The following is a 16,336-nucleotide window of genomic DNA, read 5'->3' as shown; positions in this document are numbered from 1 at the left end:
ATCCATGGCGGGGGGCGGCTCTCGCGGCATCCATGCCGCTCGGCCCACGGAGCGAGACCTGCGTTCAGCCTGCACCCAAGTCGCGATTGGCGGTGTCTGAACTTTCTCGGTGGAAGACCAACAGCAACATCCTTGCCCCTCAACCTGATCGTGCCCACGCTCCGCGTGGGTATGCATCCCGGGACGCTCCGCGTCCATTCCCGGCTGAAGCCGGTCCCACTAGCAGCACGCGGTGTTCAAATGGGAACGGCTGAAGCCAGTCCAACTGTCTGGATGCGGTGCTTTTAGTGGGACCGGCTTTAGCCGGGAAGAGGCCAGTGTGGGCGCTGGCAATGTTGCGGATGTACGGGGTCGGGTAAACCGGTGTCACCCCGTCGCCAACAGATCTTCTTCCGCCCATTTCACGTAGCACACCACCACCGGCATTTCGTGTTCGGCGCAGAAGTCGATCCAGCGCAGTTGGTTGTCTTGCAGGCGGTCGCCGGGGCCTTTGACTTCAATCATTCGGTAGCGGCGTTGTTCGGGGTAGAACTGGATGAGGTCGGGCATGCCGGTGCGGTTGGCTTTGATGTCTTGCAGCAGGCGTCGGAACCAGCGTTTGAGGTGCTGCGCCGGCAAGCAGTACAGCGCTTGATCCAGCAGTTCGGGGGTCAGGGTGCCCCAAAAAACGAAGGGTGATTGCAGGCCGAATTTGCTGAGGTAGGTGTCGCGGATCACCGCCTCGTAGCGCTGGTCGTCGAGTTTTGCCAGGCATTCGTCGAACAGGGCTGCGCGGCGCTGGTAGAAGTCCGGGCTGTAGAGGTCGCTCGGTGCGCTGTGGAAGGGGTGGAAAAACGCGCCAGGCAACGGCGCAAAAATCGCCCGCCAACAGAGCAGACCGAACAGCGAATTGACCAGCGCGTTCTCGACGTAGTGCACCTCGCTGCCCTCTTCCGCCAGGTGCTGCTGGATCAGCCGTTCGACGCTGTGATCGGGCAGCGGCAGCACGCTCAAATCAAGCCGAGTGACGGTTCGTTTCAACCGTTTCTGCACGCTGCCCTCGCCCAGCTTGCGCTTCAGACGCGGCTGGATGCGCAGCAGGTGTTGGGTTTCTTCGTCGTTTTCCGGCGCCGATTGGGCTTCCAGCAGCAGCGTCATCGCGTCGAGGAATTGCTCGCTGCGTTCGAGCACCCTGATCCTGCGCACACGGGCGCCGGGGTAGCTGGATTGCGCGTAGACACTGAGCGCCAGCGGCCAGTCCTGCTCACGTTCGGCCTGCTGGCCAATTTTGAACAACAGTTTGGCGCGACGCATGGCCAGCCAGGGATTGTCGGTCTCGACCGCCAGCGCCTGCGGGGCCAGGTCGGCCAGTGCCATGCCGTCGTCCAGCGCCTGTCGGCAGGTGTGCAGCTGCAGGCAGATGTCGATGTCGGCGCGCTGGTTGATGCCACGGGACTCGACGGAAAATTCGACTTTTTCGTAGCGATAGATACCCAGGTCCGCCAGCACAAACTCCGACCATTCCTGATACAGGTTGCCGAAGTACAGCAAGCGAAGCCGGTCGCACAGGGGCATGACCTGCAGCGCGAAAATCACTTCTTCGAACCCGGCAAACCAGTGCTCCAGGCGCTGGGGCGATTCGTAGATCGGCAGCAGGCGCTGCAAGAGGTCGGATTTTTTCTCGGCGCTTTTGACGCCATGGGCTTTGAAACACTGGCCCAGTTCGTCTTTGCGCAACAGCGCAAACAGGGCGTGGAGATCCAGATGGGGTTGGCCGTCGACCCAGCCGGATTCCAGCAGCGGCGCGGCAGCCAGTCGGACATCGCCGATTTCTGCATAATCCAGCTTGCTGGCGCGGAACAGCGTGCCTTTGCGCATAACCATACGCACCAGCAGCGCCTGCGCAGGTTGCGGCAGTTGGGCAAAATCGTCGATGAAACGACGCTCGTCTTCATCGAGCAGGTCGTCGTAGCGCTGGGCGATCCAGTTCAACACCTGGCGGAAGTTTTCCAGGTAGTAAAACGGATTGTCGAGGGGGGAAAGGCTCACGGCGAGGTCACGTAAAGGCTGACGGAAGAGCGTCAGGATACTGGTTATCCGTACAGATTCCAGCCCTCCCTGCTGTAGGATGGCACCGTCCCGATCAACGGCGCGGACCAAAGAGCGCTGCCCACCCGCTACGCTCGCTTCACGCATTTTCAGGAGATCACCATGGCTTCCGCCGTCAAACCCCTCGTTTATCTCGCTGGCTTCGACGTGTTTCGCGCCGATGCCATAGAGCGCGGCCGCTATCTGAAAGCCCTGTGCGATCAGCACGGTCTTGAGGGTTTGTACCCCTTTGACAACGAAGTGCCGGAAGGGCTGACGCCTGAAGAAGCCGCCGCGGTCATTTGCAACGCCAATATCGCGATGATCAAAGGCTGCGACGCGGTGCTGGCCAATCTGAACCCCTTTCGCGGCGCCGAGCCGGATTCAGGCACGGCCTTCGAAGCGGGCATGGCCGTTGCGCTGGGCAAGCCGGTGTGGGTGTATTTCGCGGCGAAGGGTTCGTTGCGCGAGCAGATCGCCCATGACGCGGCGGGCTTCGATACGCTGGGGTTTCAGGTGGAAGATTTCGGTCTGCCGCGCAATTTGATGCTGGCGTGTACCTGGGCCGGCAGCAGCGAGACGGCGGAGAACGCGATTGAGTCGTTGGCTGCGTATCTGGCTGACTGAACCCAAACCCTGTAGGAGTGAGCTTGCTCGCGAAGGCGTCGTATTTACCACTGAATATCCAGCGGATGTACTGGCCTCTTCGCGAGCAAGCTGCTCCCATAAGGTTTGCATCTGCTGCTAGACCGCGGAGCGGTTCACGACTGGAGATATCCGACAATCGAGCGCCAACGCCCTTGCCTATTCCAGATTCGACGAACTGATGTCCAGCTTGTCAGCATCGGCAAACTCGTCCAGGTCCAGTTCGCTCAAATCCAGTTCGCCCTCGGGGTCGCGGTCTTCATCGGAATCGGCGTCGTTGAGGGGCGACTGGTCGCCGCCAAAATGCTCGCCATCGTGGGCCAACCAGGTCATTGCGTGAATGTCCGGCCGGTTTGTCTGTACCTGCATCTGTACCTGCATCATTGACGCTCCATAGGTGAATGTCGTTGCGCAGGCTAACCCACCCGGCGGGGTAAACGCACCGGTTACGACCAACTGAGGAAGGATCCGCCGTCGTCGCGCAGCATCCGCACCATGGAATGGGCGGCGGGCGACAGATAGCCTTCGCGGCGCAGCATGACGCAAATGGTCCGCGTCATGGTGGTCTGCTCTAGCGGCACTTCGCGCAGGTCCTGCATGTTCTTGCCGAACTCCAGCGTCTCCCGGGCGATGAAACTCAGCAGGCTGGTCTGGGCGATCAACCGGGGCAGCAAGGAAATCGAGTTGGACTCAATCTGCACTTCCGGCAGCGGCAGGTCGTGGCGAGCGAAGGCGTCGTCGACCCAGATGCGCGACGACACACCGGACGGCGGCAACACCCAGCGGTAACGGCACAGGTCGCGCATCTCGAACGGCGTAGCGAAGATCGGATGGTTGCGGCTGGCGATCACCACGGCCTCGTCGGTCAGGATCGGGTAGAAGCTGAATTCCTCCTCGGCACTGCGCTGGGCGCAGATGATCATGTCCAGGTGCCCGGAGCGCAATTGCTCGCGAAGCATATCGTCCTGACCGATCACCAGCTTGAGCGTGACCTGCGGCGAGCGTTTGAGCAGCGCGCTGGTCAGTTCCGGCAGCAGGTACTCGGCCATGGTCGCCGCACAGCCCAGGCGGATATCCCCTACCGCGCCGCTGGCGAAATCGCGCACCTCGCGCTGGGTCTGGGCGATGCTCTGCTGCAACACCTTGCCCCGTGCCTGCAACAGTTCGCCGACCGGCGTGAGCTTGATTCTGCGACCGTCGCGCTGGAACAGCTTGGTGCCGAAGGACTCCTCCAGGCGCTGGATGCTTTTGGTCAACGCCGGCTGGCTGCGGTTGAGTTTTTCCGCCGCGCGCCCCAGATGACCGAACTCGGCGATGGTTTCGAAATAGGTCAGGTCACGCAGGTCCATATATCAACCAAAGTTATCGATTCATGATTATTAGAAAATAGACTTGATCGATTGCGCTGTCGATACTACTCGCCATTGGAAATGCACTCGGCATGGAAGCACTCAGGTCACTCCGTATCAGGAAAAAGCCAATGCTCTGGAGATCCGCGTTGCCACGCCCCGCCTCGTTTGCCCTCGCCCACCAGCACCCGCTGACCCAATGGTTGCTGCTCATCCTCATGGCCGGTAGCGCCGGCCAACTGTTCAAATATTTCCACGTTCCCGCCGCACTGTTTCTCGGGCCCATGCTGGTGGCGATCGGCTTCGGCGTCGCCGGGGCCAGCGTTCGCCTGAACAAGCAGGTGTTCCGCCTGGGCCAGGGCACGGTCGGCGTGCTGGTCGCCCACTCCATGACCGTCGGCGTTCTGCTGGCGGCAATGCAATCGTGGCATGTGATGGTCTTCGCCACCCTGCTCACGGTCGCATTGAGCGCGGTGGTCGGCATCGCCATGGCGCGCTGGGGCGGCATCCAGAGCAGCACGGCGGCGTGGGGGACTTCACCGGGGGCGGCCTCGGCGATGGTTGCGATGTCCGAAGATTACGGCGCCGACTCTCGGGTGGTTGCCACCATGCAATACGTGCGAGTGGTCTGCGTGGTAATGGTCGGCGCGCTGGTCAGTCGGCTGATCGGCGCCGATGCCGGCGGTTCGGAGGCCCACAGCACCGATGCGCTGCTCCACGGGATGAACCTGCTCAATCTGGGCTTGAGCCTGCTGGTGATCGGGGTTGGCGTGATGCTCGGCAGTCGCTTGCCGGCCGGCGCCTTGCTGGTGCCCTTGCTGCTCGGCGGCGCGTTGCAGTTGAGCGGCGTGCTGCAGATCACCCTGCCTGCCTGGGTGCTGGCGATTGCCTACGGCGCCATCGGCAGTTACATCGGTTTGCGCTTCGACCGCGTGACCATTGCCTACGTCTGGCGGCGGCTCCCGGCGATGATCGCCGGGGCACTGGTGCTGATCCTGCTCTGCGCCCTATCGGCCTGGGGCATTGCGGAAATCATGGGCAAGGACTTTCTCTCGGTGTACCTGGCCACCAGCCCCGGCGGCCTCGATGCGATGGCGATCATTGCCATCGATACCCATTCGGACGTCGGCTTCGTGCTGGCGATGCAGACCCTGCGATTGTTCGCAGTGATTGTGACCGGCGCGTACATCGCCCGGCAGGTGATTCGCCTTTCGCACCGCCTGGCGTGAATGGCCAAGCCTGAGTGAGCGAACACAGCGCAAGCAGCACGCATGCCGATGGAATCTTCATCGATACGGCGACCTCCAACGCTGCACACTCATTGGAGGCGAACGCCATGGCCACGCTGAAAATCGCCACGTTCAACATCAACGGCATCCGCGCGCGTTTGCCCATTCTGTTGCAGTGGCTGGAAAAGGAAGCGCCCGACATCGTCTGTCTGCAGGAACTGAAAGCGGCGGACACGGCCTTCCCCGCCGACGACATCCGCAACGCCGGCTACGGCGTGATCTGGCAGGGCGAGCCCTCGTGGAACGGCGTGGCGATCCTGTCCCGGGACAGTGAGCCACTGGAGATTTGCCGGGGTTTGCCGGGCAATGAAAAGGACAAGCACAGCCGCTATCTGGAGGCGGCGGTGCAAGGCGTGATCGTCGGCTGCCTGTACCTGCCCAACGGCAACCCACAGCCGGGGCCGAAGTTCGAGTACAAACTGGACTGGTTCGAGCATTTCATCAAACACGCGGACTCGCTGTTCAAGAGCGAGCATCCGGTGGTGCTGGCCGGGGACTACAACGTCATCCCCACAGACGACGACATCTACAACACCCGCTCATGGCTGAAGGATGCCTTGCTGCAACCGGAAAGCCGCGCCTGCTTCGAGCGTCTGTTGGACCAGGGCTGGACCGACGCCCTGCGCACGAAATTCCCGGACGAGCGGATCTACACGTTCTGGGATTATTTCCGCAACCACTGGAAGACCAACTCCGGCCTGCGCATTGACCACCTGCTGTTGAGCAAGGACCTGGCGCCCAAGCTGAAAAACGCGGGGGTGGATCGGTGGGTCAGGGACCTGCCCCACGCCAGTGACCATGCACCGACGTGGATTGAGTTGAAGATTTAATGGGGTGGCGGGTGCTTGATTGATCCTGGCGGGTCAGGCACAGAGGCGTCGCCTGTTGTGCTGCCGCTTCGCGCCAGATCGCGGGCAAGCGCGCTCCTACAATGGATTTCGACAGTTCCCATCCCCTGCGGTGGACAAAATTTCGTAGGAGCCGGCTTGCTGGCGAAAGCGTCCTTCCAGACACATCGCGGTCATCTGACACGACGGGTTCGCCAGCACGCCGGCTCCAACGGACTTTATGTACACCGACGTTTGTGTGCGTTGCCGAAATCCACTGTAGGAGCGCGCTTGCCCGCGAAGGCGATCTGTCAGCGCCATCGATTCAGCCTGACCCAGCGCATTCGCCAGCAAGCCGGCTCCTACAGTGAACTCCGACAATTCCCGTCATCTGCGGCGAACAGAAATCCGTAGGAGCCGGCTTGCTGGCGAAAGCGTCCTTCCGCAGACATGGCCCTAAGCTGACACGCCGACTACGCCCTGTGCGCCAGCGCTGTCGCCAGGCTTTGTTCCAGCGGCAAGACCGGCAGCAGCGTGGCCTGATAGGCGTGGTACAGGTCCGGCTTGCCGGCCCAGATGTCGGCGCTGGGCTGGTTTTGCGGGTTGAGCTCGTGGCGCCAGCTGCCGTTTTCGAGGTCGATGAACAGGGTTTCGTTGAATTCCCAGAACGTCCGGTACCAGTCTTCGTATTGCTGCTCGTGGGTGCGTTGCAGCAGTGCGGCTGCGGCAGCGGCCGCTTCGGCGTGGGTCCAGTGCAGGCGATGGCGGACCACCGGGCGGTTTTCCCAGTCGAGGGTGTAAACGATCCCCGGCTCACCATCGACGTCCCAGCCATAGCGGCAGGCGTTTTCGAATAAACCGCGAGCGTCTTCCAGCAGCCAGCCTGGCGTTTCCAGCCCGGCCTTGCGCCGTGCGGCTTCGAGGTGCAGCACCAGCCGCGCCCATTCGAAGGCATGGCCGGGCGTGGTGCCATAGGGGCGGAAACCGTCGTCGGGCTTGTCGACGTTGTAGTCGAGCATCGGCTGCCACTGCAGGGTGAAATGCTCGATCACTTGATGGTTGTTGCCGGCGGCGTGCTGATGGATGACCCGATCGACGATGCTCAGTGCCCGATCCAGCCAGCGCGCATCGCCGGTGACGTCGGCCAGGGCGAGAAACGCCTCGGTGCTGTGCATGTTGCTGTTGGCGCCGCGATAGCATTCTTCGTTCCTCCAGTCGCGGTCGAAGGATTCGCGCATGGCGCCTTCCTCCTCACTCCAGAAGCGCCCGGTAATCATCTGAATCGCTTGCTCCAGCAACGCCTGTGCGCCGGGGCGTCGGGCGACCACTGCGGAGCTGGCGGCCAGGGCAACGAAGGCGTGCAGGTAGGCGTTCTTGCCGGTGTCGGCGCTGTGTTCCAGGGGTTTGGCGAACCAGCCGCCATGCTCGGCATCGCGCAATGGCCCGGCCAGCGCCGCGATGCCGTGGTCGACCAGCGCGGCGCAACCGGGGATGCCATTGATGTGGGCCATGGCGAAACTGTGGGTCATGCGGGCGGTGTTCATGGTTTCGGCCACGGCATCGGCGGGGAGCCGGCCGAGGTCATCCAGATTGCCGAAGCCCTGGGGCAGCTTCGAGGCCTTGGCAAACGCCAGCAGCCGATTGCCCTCCTGCATCAGCCAGGCCGTGTGGCCCGGGGAGCGCAGCCAGCTGCTGAAATCGCGATTCACGTCATCCATTGCCCTTCACCTATCTCGTCGGCAGGTTCGGCCCGCCAGGAATTATTAGTCGGGGCGAATCATGCAAGCCGAGGGCAGCGACAGGCAAGTGAATGAGGTGAAAGGGGTCGTTCTTAGCCTGTTCCCGGCTAAAGCCGGTCCTACTACCGGGAAGCCTTTGAAGCCAGCCATCAAACCCGAAAGCGCGTGACCACCTGATTCAACTCCGCCGCCAGCCGGGACAGCTCGTTGCTGGACGCGCTGATCTGGTCGGCACCCGACGACGATTGCATCGACAGGTCACGAATGTTGACGATGTTGCGGTCCACTTCCCGGGCGACTTGGGCCTGTTCTTCGGCGGCGCTGGCGATGACCAGGTTGCGCTCGGATATCTCGTTGATCGACGTGGTGATGCGGCTCAGCGACTCGCCGGCACCCTGGGCCAGGCCCAATGTTTCGGTCGCGCGGGAGCGGCTGATCGACATCGATTCCAGCGCCTCGGTGGAACCGCTGCGCATGGTGGTGACCATCTTGTCGATTTCCAGCGTCGACTGCTGGGTGCGGTGGGCCAGTGCGCGCACCTCATCGGCGACCACGGCGAACCCGCGTCCGGACTCCCCCGCCCGCGCGGCTTCGATGGCGGCGTTCAGCGCCAACAGATTGGTCTGCTCGGCGATGGAACGGATCACGTCCAGCACCTTGCCGATGTCCTTGGATTGATCGGCCAGGTTCTGTACCAGGTCCGAGGTGTGCTGCACGTTGCCGGACAGGGTCTGAATCGAATTGACCGTGTCAATGACGCGGCTCTGGCCGTCGCGGGCCGCGGTGTTCGATTCGCTCGACGCCTGGGACGTCGACACCGCGTTGCGTGCGACCTCCTCGACCGCCGAGGTCATCTCGTTCACCGCCGTGGCGGCCTGCTCGATTTCGGCGTTCTGCTGGTGCAGGCCGCGATGGCTGTCTTCGGTGACCGAATTCAGCTCCGTGGCGGCCGACGCCAACTGGCTCGCCGAGTTGCCGATCAGGCTCAGGGTCGAACGCAGGTTGGTCTGCATCTGCTGCAGCGCGCTTTGCAACCGGGTGACTTCGTCATTGCCCTCGACGCGAATGTCGTGGGTCAGATCGCCCTTGGCCACGTATTCGGCGGCATCAACCGCTTCCTGCAGCGGACGCACGATGCTGCGGGTCAGCCACACCGCCAGCACCACGGTCGCCAGCGCAGCGATCAGCACGAACACCAGCACCACGTTTCGGGAGTTGCCGTATTGCGTTTCTGCGGCGGCGCCTTCGAGCTCGACCTGATGGGAGTAGAAATCGCTCAGATCGCCCAACTGCGCGCCGGAGTTGTCGACGGCGGTTTTCATGTCCACCAGCAGCAGCTTGTTCAGGGCCTTGAGGTCACCGCTCTCGGCGAGCACGAAAGACTGGGTCAAACCGCGCTGATAATCGACCAGGGTCGCGCGGAATTTGCCGTAGAGCGCTTTCTCTTCCGGGGTGTCGATAAAGGTGTCGAGGCTGGCGAGTTTCTCGTCGAGGATCTTCGCCCGTGCGTCCATCTGACCTTTGTAGACGCTGACGTTTTTCGGATCGGCGTCAAGGGCCACCCGCAGCGAGATGGTGCGAATGCGCAGCATCGCTTCGCGGATGTCGTTGACCAGACGCATGCTCGGCATCCAGTTGCTTTCGACGGCCACCTCGCTCTGGCGGATGGTCGACATCTGGCTGAGGGCGAACCAGCCGAGCAACGCGACCAGCAGGGAAATCAGGGTAAACCCAAGGCCGGCGCGGCGGGCGATGGTCAGGTTGCGTAGGCTCATAACGGTTGGCTCATTGTTGTAGGGGGACAGCGACGCGCCAGACGGCGGTGACGCAAAGTCGTCGTATGACTACCGCTTATCGACGCCGAGGCTGGCTTCTTGAGCCGTCGGCCCATGAAGAATCCGAACGCCTGTTCGAGAAAACATCGAACCCCGCCCGCTTGAGCGGTCTAGACCCTTAAGCCCGACTAAGCCCGACATGACATTAAAGCGGAGGTGAATCATGCATCTGGAAGGTTCCTGCCATTGCGGCGCCGTCGAATTCAGCCTGACAAGCGCCCATCCCTACCCCTATCAACGCTGCTATTGCTCGATCTGCCGCAAGACCCAAGGCGGTGGCGGCTACGCGATCAACCTGGGCGGCGACGCGAAAAGCCTCGACGTCAAAGGCAAGGACAGCATCGCGATCTATCACGCAAAAATGCGCGACGATGAGGGTCACCAAACCCACATCAGCAGCGCCGAACGGCATTTCTGCAAGCTGTGCGGCAGCGGGCTGTGGTTGTTCAGCCCCGAGTGGCCTGAGTTGATTCACCCGTTTGCCTCGGCCATCGATACGCCGTTGCCGACCCCGCCGGAGCACACGCACCTGCTGCTGAATTCCAAAGCGTCATGGGTGGAAGTGGCCGCAGGGCCGAATGACCAGCAGTTCGAAGAATTCCCTGAAGAGTCAATTGCCGACTGGCATGAGCGGCTGAAATTGACGCAATAGCCAGGCGCAGTGAAATGACCACGGGTTTCGGGTGTTCCTTGCGCAATTGATGCGAACGGAGCGCCCGCCCAACCGACCACCCGATAATTCCCTGAACCTCTCCCCCGAAGGTCGACTCCCAACTAAAAGCCCCCAAGCCCAATAAAATAGCCCACAAGGAAGCGCACATGCCCCTGCATCGAGTCGCCACCCTGACCGATATTCGGCGAGATCGCGGTCTCCAGGTCGAGTTTGGCGAAACCAAGGCGCTGCTGGTGTTGCACGGCGACGAAGTCCGCGCGTTTCAAGCCTTCTGCCCCCATGCCGGCGCGCCACTGGCCGACGGCGCCATCTGCAACGGTCATCTGATCTGTCCCTGGCACAAGGCCGAATTCTCCATCGACGACGGCCATCTCTGCGAACCGCCCGCGCTGGACGCCCTGATTCGTTACCCCGTTCAGGTCATCGACGGCCACGTACATATCGATGACCAGCGCATCACCGTTCAAAGCCCGACACTGGCCGAAGACGCCCGCTGTTTCGTCATCATCGGCGCCGGCGCGGCGGGAACAGCCGCTGCCTGCGCGCTGAGGGAGAAAGGCTTCAACGGTCAGTTGCTGCTCATCGACAGAGAGGCCGGGCCCGGCTACGACCGCACCGCGCTGAGCAAATTTGTGCTGTCCGCCGAAATGGAACCCGATGAGATCCCTGCCCTGCGCGACGACGGGTTCTACCTGGACAACCGCATCGAGCGAGTCCACGGCGAAGTGATGAAGCTGGACGTGATCAACCAGCGCGTGACCCTGGCAGACGGTCGCCGCTTTGATTATGACGCGGCGCTGGTGACCACGGGCGGCGAGCCCCGCGCGTTGTCTCTGGACGGCGCTGATTTGCCGCAAGTGCTGACCCTGCGCAGCCGCGATGACGCCAGCCGAATTCTTGCGACCGTCCACCCCGGCAGCCACGCGCTGATCGTCGGCGACAGTTTTATAGGGCTGGAAGCGGCGTCGGCGTTGCGCACACAGGGCGTGAACGTGACGGTTCTGGCCCATCACCAGGTGCCCTTTGCCGGTCAACTGGGCGAGCGTATCGGCAAGGCGCTGCGCGCGCTGCATGAGCAAAACGGCGTGTTGTTTCGCACCCACGTCGACGTCAGTCGTTTCGAGGGCGTTGAACGGGATGGCGAGCAGGTCCTGCAGACGGCGGTGCTCAGCAATGGCGAGCGACTGCAAGTGGATCTGGCGCTGGTCGGCGTCGGCGTGAGCCCGGTGACGCATTTCATCGACGGTCTTCAGCTGGAGGACGATGGCTCGCTGGCGGTCGACGATGGCATGCGCGCGGGTAAGGATCTGTGGGCGGCCGGCGATATCGCGACCTTTCCCCTCAACCATCAGCCCCGGCGCATCGAGCACTGGCGCCTTGCCCAACAGCAGGCCCGCATTGCGGCGGGCAATATGCTCGGCGAAGACCGGCATTACGCCGACGTACCGTATTTCTGGACCTACCATTGTGAGAAGCGTCTGGATTACCTCGGCCACGCCGATGACTGGGACGACATTGTTTATGTGGGCGAGCCAGAGCGCTTCGACTTCCTGGCGCTTATCTGCAAGCAGGGCGTTGTGGCGGCCGTGGTCAGCTGTGATCGCGAACGGCCCATGGCGATGCTCGCCGAACGCATGAAACGACCGCTGTTCAAAGACGAAGCGATGATGCTGATCAACCAGATCGACGATTAAGCACGCACTTCAACATCAGTTATTCAACCCGCACACCGGAGGGCGCCATGCCTGATAAAGAGTCCAACCGCGAAGACCTCGACCACAAACCCGAAAACGCAGGCAAGATCGGCGAGGAGCATAAACAAGCCAACCAAAGTGGTGAGCAACAGCGACCACCGGAAACCGAGCATCCGGCCGATTCCACTGACGCCAAACCCTGAAACAGCCGGGTTAGCCGCGACTGGTGATCTGTTGGCGATCGTCCCGTCGTTTCGAACAGCGGTTGGTCGCAGGCTCGGCAGCCTTGTCCACTTTCAGCCACCACGCCTCGCCCCGGCTGGGGTAATGCACATAAAACGGCTGGCCCATTTCCGGGGTGGTGATGGAGATGCTGCGGTCCCACGCCAGCGCGAGAATCCGGTCGAACGGCTCGTGCCACGCGTGCATTGCCAGGTCGAAGGTGCCGTTGTGGATCGGCAGCAGCCACTTTCCGCGCAGGTCGATGTGCGCTTGCAACGTCTCTTCAGGCTGCATGTGCACGTCCGGCCAGTCTTCGTTGTAGGCACCGGTTTCCATCAGGGTGAGGTCGAACGGGCCGTACTGCTCGCCGATCAACTTGAAGCCGTCGTGATAGCCCGTGTCTCCGCTGAAGAAGATGCGCTGTTCGCCATCGAGAATCACCCACGATGCCCACAGCGTCTGGTTGCCGTCGCGCAACGTGCGGCCCGAAAAGTGCTGTGCGGGCGTGGCGACAAAGCGAATGCCATGGATGTCCGTGGACTGCCACCAGTTCAACTGCTGAACCTTGGCCGCCGGCACGCCCCACTCGATCAGCGTGTCCCCCACCCCCAGCGGCGTAATGAAATGCTCGGCCTTGTCCTTGAGCACCTGAATCGTCATGTGGTCGAGGTGATCGTAATGGTTGTGGGAGAGGATAACGGCCTTGAGCGGCGGCAGGTCTTCCAGGCGGATCGGCGGCTGGTGGAAGCGCTGCGGACCGGCCCATTGCACAGGTGAAGCACGGTCAGCGAAGACGGGGTCGGTCAGGAAGTATTCACCGCGCAGTTTCAGCAGCACGGTGGAGTGGCCGAGCCGGTAGACGGTGTTGTCCGGCGCCGCGAACAGTTGCTGGCGCGACAGCGGCTGAACCGGGATCTCCCCGGCCGGGCGAGTGTGGTGGGGTTTGTTGAACAGGGCGTTCCAGAAAATGCGCAGGGTTTTGCCAACACCTGAGCGCGCCATCGGCTTGTGATTGAAATAACGACCTTCGCGCCGAGTCAGGACGGGCAGCGCAGGGTTTGAATCAATGTTTTTTTCGATCGAGGCCATGAGGGTGCTGACTCCATGAAACGGGTGAAGGTGGCGATGCGCTGCGCGAGCTGCGAGCTGCGAGCTGCAAGCTGCAAGCTGCAAGCTGCAAGCTGCAAGAGCATGGCGTATGCCCCGAGCTTTTGCTGTGGCTTTAGCTTGAAGCTCAAAACTTGTAGCTTCCAGCTGCTCTTACACTACACAGTGTAGTTTCAAGCTTGCACGATGGGCAAAGAGAAGTAAACTGCCCGGTGTAATTTTCTTGTCGGGCGGTTGAGTCGCCCGCGCCACCTCACAGAAGCGAACCCATGACTGCCCCACTGCGACTGACCGACCGTAAGCGAGAAGCCATTGTTCAGGCGGCGATAGCCGAATTCCGCGATAACGGTTTCGAGGTCACGAGCATGGACCGGATTGCCGCCCGGGCCGAGGTATCGAAGCGCACGGTCTACAACCACTTCCCCAGCAAGGAAGAACTCATCGCCTCTGGTCCTCCGCCGCGACACAGACCGATGCGGTGTACAAGCCCGGCGTGCCCCTGCGCGATCAGTTGCGCGAATTGCTCGACGCGAAGATGAAGACCCTTGGCGACAGCAACTTCATCGACCTGGCCCGCGTGGCCATCGGCGCGACCATCCACTCTCCCGATCGCGCGCAGATCTGGGTCAGCCGGCTCAACCAGCGTGAAGAAACCTTCACGGTCTGGGTTCGCGGCGCCCAGCAAGACGGCCGCCTCAAGGCCGTCGAGCCGGTGTTTGCCGCGTCGCAGATCCATGCGTTGCTCAAGGCCTTCGCGTTCTGGCCGCAAGTTACCCTCAACGAGCCCCTGCTGGCGCCGGACAAGCAGCGCGAAGTGGTGGAGTCGGCCCTCGACCTGTTCCTGTGCTGGTATGAAATCCCGCTCAATACATCTCCGATCTAATCTCGCCCGTTAATCCATGGCCGCCGTAACGCGCTCGACAATCTGCCGGCGGGCGAGCAAGCCTTGCATGGCGCGATCGGTGGCGACGGCAAGGATATTCGCCGGTGCCGTGTCCGGTCGGCCCGAGTCGTAGGGCGGTGCCGGCGCGTACTCCAGTTGCAGCTGAATGGTCCGGGCAGTATCCGCGTCGAACACTTCGCTGATCAGCGTCAGCGCAAAATCGATCCCCGCCGTCACGCCGCCGCCGGTCATCAGGTTGCCGTCGCGCACCACCCGCTCGTGCACCGGAATCGCACCGAACTGCGCCAGCAGCGAATGGGACGCCCAGTGAGTGGTGGCGCGGCGGCCTTTCAACAGCCCCGCCGCGCCGAGCACCAGCGCGCCGGTGCAGACAGAAGTGACGTATTGCGCCGTGGCCGCCTGGTGCTGGATGAACGCCAGGGTTTCCGCGTCTTCCATCAATGCATCGACGCCTACCCCGCCCGGCACACAGATCACGTCCAGGTCCAGACAGTCGGCGAAGGTCGTGGTCGGGACCAGGGTCAGGCCGGTGCTGGACTGCAGCGGCTCGAGGTTTTTCCAGACCAGGTGCACGACCACGCCAGGCATGGTGGCGAAAACATCGTAGGGACCGGTGAGGTCCAGTTGCTGGACTTTGGGGAATACCAGCAAGCCGATATGCAGGGTCATGGTGTGTTCCTTATCGTTTAATCGTGGGTCATCTGAATGCGTGAGCCAAGCAGCCGATTGCACCTGAAGGTCATCGGCTGGACGAAACCACTGTAGCGAGCTAGCCTCTGGCGGATACGCCATAAAGCCAACGATTCACGCCAATCTTCACAGCGAGAGCGCCATGCCCCATCAGCCCAGTCCGGTTCATGTTCTGGCCTTTCCCAACGTTCAGTTACTCGACGTCACCGGACCGCTGCAGGTGTTTGCCTCGGCCAACGTCATGGCCCAGGAGGCGGGCCTGAAAAAAATCCCTTACCGGCCCGAGGTCATCGCCCGCGAACCCGGCAGCGTGGTGTCCTCCGCCGGGCTTGGCCTGCTCACCCAACCGCTGCCGTCTACCCCTTCGGACACGCTGATCATCGCCGGAGGCGGCGGCGTGCATACAGCGCTGCTGGACCCGGTTCTGGTGGAGTGGGTGCGAACGCAATCCGCCAGCGCGCGGCGGGTGGCGTCAGTGTGTACCGGCGCCTTTTTGCTCGCGGCCGCCGGCGTGCTGGACGGTCATCGGGTGGTCACTCACTGGGACAGTTGCGAAGAACTGGCGCGGCGCTTCCCGCAACTGCGCGTCGACCCGGACCCGATCTTCATCAACGAGAACAAACTGTGGACGTCCGCCGGGGTGACGGCAGGAATTGATCTAGCGCTGGCGATGGTTGAAGCGGACCTGGGACGCAACATTGCACTGGCCGTCGCGCGGGATCTGGTGGTGTTTCTCAAGCGCCCGGGCGGGCAATCGCAGTTCAGCACGGCGCTGTCGATGCAGCACCAGACCCGCGATCAAGGCAGCCGGTTTGGCGACCTGCACGCCTGGATCCTCGACAATCTGGCCAGCGACCTGTCGGTCGGCACGCTGGCGGCGCAGGTCGGCATGAGCGAGCGCAGCTTCGTCCGCCACTACCGCGCCCACACCGGGAACACGCCGGCGCGGGCCATCGAGCAGTTGCGCGTCGAAGCGGCGCGGCGCCTGTTGGGGGACAGCGCGCTGCCGATCAAGCGCATCGCCGACCGCTGCGGTTTCGGCACGGAAGAGACGTTGCGGCGCAGCTTCATGCGCGCGGTATCGGTGACGCCCCAGGCGTATCGCGAGCGGTTCAGCGCGGGGTGAACCGGCTGAAATCTGAATGTTGATCGCAGATGCTACTGACTGACGAAATCCACTGTAGGAGCGCGCTTGCCCGCGAATGCCATTTGCCTCACGCCATCGATTTCGGCTGAGCCCAGGAAGCTGTTGTAGTCCAGTGCCGAGATCTGCATCTGGAACGGACCGTCACGGT

At 62.4% G+C, this 16,336-nt stretch carries 14 protein-coding genes and 2 pseudogenes; 8 read left to right on the top strand and 8 right to left on the bottom strand.

Going from position 1 to position 16,336, the window contains the following annotated elements; genetic code table 11:
- Window positions 1–366: 366 nt before the first annotated feature.
- Window positions 367–2,028 carry a VRR-NUC domain-containing protein gene (locus ACQKEN_RS24825; RefSeq protein ID WP_427689432.1) on the bottom strand — a complete coding sequence of 554 codons (1,662 nt, stop codon included), beginning with the start codon at window positions 2,026–2,028 and terminating at the stop codon, window positions 367–369.
- A 162-nt stretch (window positions 2,029–2,190) separates the two neighbouring features.
- On the opposite strand from ACQKEN_RS24825, the gene ACQKEN_RS24820 reads away from it, so the two are divergent.
- Window positions 2,191–2,694 (top strand): nucleoside 2-deoxyribosyltransferase, encoded by a 504-nt coding sequence (locus ACQKEN_RS24820; RefSeq protein WP_427689431.1) that lies wholly within the window; start codon window positions 2,191–2,193, stop codon window positions 2,692–2,694.
- 177 nt (window positions 2,695–2,871) lie between these two features.
- Here the strand turns inward: ACQKEN_RS24820 and ACQKEN_RS24815 are convergent, their stop codons facing one another.
- Entirely contained in the window at window positions 2,872–3,096 is a 225-nt protein-coding gene (locus ACQKEN_RS24815; RefSeq protein WP_427689430.1) for a hypothetical protein, read from the bottom strand.
- A 62-nt stretch (window positions 3,097–3,158) separates the two neighbouring features.
- Window positions 3,159–4,061 carry a LysR substrate-binding domain-containing protein gene (locus tag ACQKEN_RS24810; RefSeq protein ID WP_427689429.1) on the bottom strand — a complete coding sequence of 301 codons (903 nt, stop codon included), beginning with the start codon at window positions 4,059–4,061 and terminating at the stop codon, window positions 3,159–3,161.
- Between the two features lie 131 nt (window positions 4,062–4,192).
- Here ACQKEN_RS24810 and ACQKEN_RS24805 point away from each other — a divergent pair, with 131 nt between their 5' ends.
- Both ACQKEN_RS24805 and ACQKEN_RS24800 read left to right on the top strand, forming a co-directional pair.
- Complete coding sequence (locus ACQKEN_RS24805) at window positions 4,193–5,290, top strand: AbrB family transcriptional regulator (protein ID WP_427689428.1); 1,098 nt, start codon at window positions 4,193–4,195, stop codon at window positions 5,288–5,290.
- Window positions 5,291–5,397: 107 nt separating this feature from the next.
- Window positions 5,398–6,180: an exodeoxyribonuclease III gene (locus ACQKEN_RS24800; RefSeq protein ID WP_427689427.1), complete on the top strand. Its 783-nt coding sequence runs from the start codon at window positions 5,398–5,400 to the stop codon at window positions 6,178–6,180.
- A 470-nt stretch (window positions 6,181–6,650) separates the two neighbouring features.
- On the opposite strand, the gene ACQKEN_RS24795 is transcribed toward ACQKEN_RS24800, so the two are convergent.
- From ACQKEN_RS24795 to ACQKEN_RS24785, 3 genes and pseudogenes are all read right to left on the bottom strand, one after another.
- Entirely contained in the window at window positions 6,651–7,895 is a 1,245-nt protein-coding gene (locus tag ACQKEN_RS24795; RefSeq protein ID WP_427689426.1) for an AGE family epimerase/isomerase, read from the bottom strand.
- A gap of 170 nt (window positions 7,896–8,065) precedes the next feature.
- Entirely contained in the window at window positions 8,066–8,929 is an 864-nt protein-coding gene (locus ACQKEN_RS24790; RefSeq protein ID WP_427689433.1) for a methyl-accepting chemotaxis protein, read from the bottom strand.
- Window positions 8,924–9,691, bottom strand: a pseudogene (locus tag ACQKEN_RS24785) (MCP four helix bundle domain-containing protein); the annotation flags it as partial. The pseudogene ACQKEN_RS24785 and the gene ACQKEN_RS24790, both read right to left, overlap by 6 nt.
- Window positions 9,692–9,914: 223 nt before the next feature.
- On the opposite strand from ACQKEN_RS24785, the gene ACQKEN_RS24780 reads away from it, so the two are divergent.
- The 3 genes from ACQKEN_RS24780 (at window position 9,915) to ACQKEN_RS24770 (ending at window position 12,321) form a co-directional block, all read left to right on the top strand.
- On the top strand, window positions 9,915–10,403 hold the full coding sequence (locus ACQKEN_RS24780) for a GFA family protein (RefSeq protein WP_427689425.1): 489 nt from the start codon (window positions 9,915–9,917) through the stop codon (window positions 10,401–10,403).
- A gap of 167 nt (window positions 10,404–10,570) precedes the next feature.
- On the top strand, window positions 10,571–12,118 hold the full coding sequence (locus ACQKEN_RS24775) for an FAD-dependent oxidoreductase (RefSeq protein WP_427689424.1): 1,548 nt from the start codon (window positions 10,571–10,573) through the stop codon (window positions 12,116–12,118).
- Between the two features lie 47 nt (window positions 12,119–12,165).
- Entirely contained in the window at window positions 12,166–12,321 is a 156-nt protein-coding gene (locus ACQKEN_RS24770) for a hypothetical protein (protein WP_427689423.1), read from the top strand.
- Window positions 12,322–12,331: 10 nt separating this feature from the next.
- On the opposite strand, the gene ACQKEN_RS24765 is transcribed toward ACQKEN_RS24770, so the two are convergent.
- Window positions 12,332–13,429, bottom strand: a complete 1,098-nt coding sequence (locus tag ACQKEN_RS24765) for an MBL fold metallo-hydrolase (RefSeq protein ID WP_427689422.1) — start codon at window positions 13,427–13,429, stop codon at window positions 12,332–12,334.
- 287 nt (window positions 13,430–13,716) lie between these two features.
- Here ACQKEN_RS24765 and ACQKEN_RS24760 point away from each other — a divergent pair.
- A pseudogene (locus tag ACQKEN_RS24760) lies at window positions 13,717–14,330 on the top strand (TetR/AcrR family transcriptional regulator).
- A 9-nt stretch (window positions 14,331–14,339) separates the two neighbouring features.
- On the opposite strand, the gene ACQKEN_RS24755 reads toward ACQKEN_RS24760, so the two are convergent.
- A complete protein-coding gene (locus ACQKEN_RS24755) occupies window positions 14,340–15,020 on the bottom strand; it encodes a DJ-1/PfpI family protein (protein WP_427689421.1) in 681 nt (226 codons plus the stop codon).
- A gap of 163 nt (window positions 15,021–15,183) precedes the next feature.
- Between ACQKEN_RS24755 and ACQKEN_RS24750 the strand changes: the two genes are divergently transcribed.
- Window positions 15,184–16,167 (top strand): GlxA family transcriptional regulator, encoded by a 984-nt coding sequence (locus ACQKEN_RS24750; RefSeq protein ID WP_427689420.1) that lies wholly within the window; start codon window positions 15,184–15,186, stop codon window positions 16,165–16,167.
- The last annotated feature ends 169 nt before the right edge of the window (window positions 16,168–16,336 follow it).

It is taken from the genome of Pseudomonas sp. NPDC078416 (genome assembly GCF_050268485.1).
Taxonomy (GTDB): domain Bacteria; phylum Pseudomonadota; class Gammaproteobacteria; order Pseudomonadales; family Pseudomonadaceae; genus Aquipseudomonas.
This window is presented reverse-complemented; position numbering and strand designations above follow the sequence as displayed.

What these genes read in the sequence shown, in the direction of transcription:
- ACQKEN_RS24820 (WP_427689431.1), top strand. Translation starts at nt 2,191, where the DNA reads ATGGCTTCCGCCGTCAAACCCCTCGTTTATCTCGCTGGCTTCGACGTG.
- ACQKEN_RS24815 (WP_427689430.1), bottom strand. Translation starts at nt 3,096, where the DNA reads ATGATGCAGGTACAGATGCAGGTACAGACAAACCGGCCGGACATTCAC.
- ACQKEN_RS24810 (WP_427689429.1), bottom strand. Translation starts at nt 4,061, where the DNA reads ATGGACCTGCGTGACCTGACCTATTTCGAAACCATCGCCGAGTTCGGT.
- ACQKEN_RS24805 (WP_427689428.1), top strand. Translation starts at nt 4,193, where the DNA reads ATGCTCTGGAGATCCGCGTTGCCACGCCCCGCCTCGTTTGCCCTCGCC.
- ACQKEN_RS24800 (WP_427689427.1), top strand. Translation starts at nt 5,398, where the DNA reads ATGGCCACGCTGAAAATCGCCACGTTCAACATCAACGGCATCCGCGCG.
- ACQKEN_RS24795 (WP_427689426.1), bottom strand. Translation starts at nt 7,895, where the DNA reads ATGGATGACGTGAATCGCGATTTCAGCAGCTGGCTGCGCTCCCCGGGC.
- ACQKEN_RS24790 (WP_427689433.1), bottom strand. Translation starts at nt 8,929, where the DNA reads ATGCAGACCAACCTGCGTTCGACCCTGAGCCTGATCGGCAACTCGGCG.
- ACQKEN_RS24780 (WP_427689425.1), top strand. Translation starts at nt 9,915, where the DNA reads ATGCATCTGGAAGGTTCCTGCCATTGCGGCGCCGTCGAATTCAGCCTG.
- ACQKEN_RS24775 (WP_427689424.1), top strand. Translation starts at nt 10,571, where the DNA reads ATGCCCCTGCATCGAGTCGCCACCCTGACCGATATTCGGCGAGATCGC.
- ACQKEN_RS24770 (WP_427689423.1), top strand. Translation starts at nt 12,166, where the DNA reads ATGCCTGATAAAGAGTCCAACCGCGAAGACCTCGACCACAAACCCGAA.
- ACQKEN_RS24765 (WP_427689422.1), bottom strand. Translation starts at nt 13,429, where the DNA reads ATGGCCTCGATCGAAAAAAACATTGATTCAAACCCTGCGCTGCCCGTC.
- ACQKEN_RS24755 (WP_427689421.1), bottom strand. Translation starts at nt 15,020, where the DNA reads ATGACCCTGCATATCGGCTTGCTGGTATTCCCCAAAGTCCAGCAACTG.
- ACQKEN_RS24750 (WP_427689420.1), top strand. Translation starts at nt 15,184, where the DNA reads ATGCCCCATCAGCCCAGTCCGGTTCATGTTCTGGCCTTTCCCAACGTT.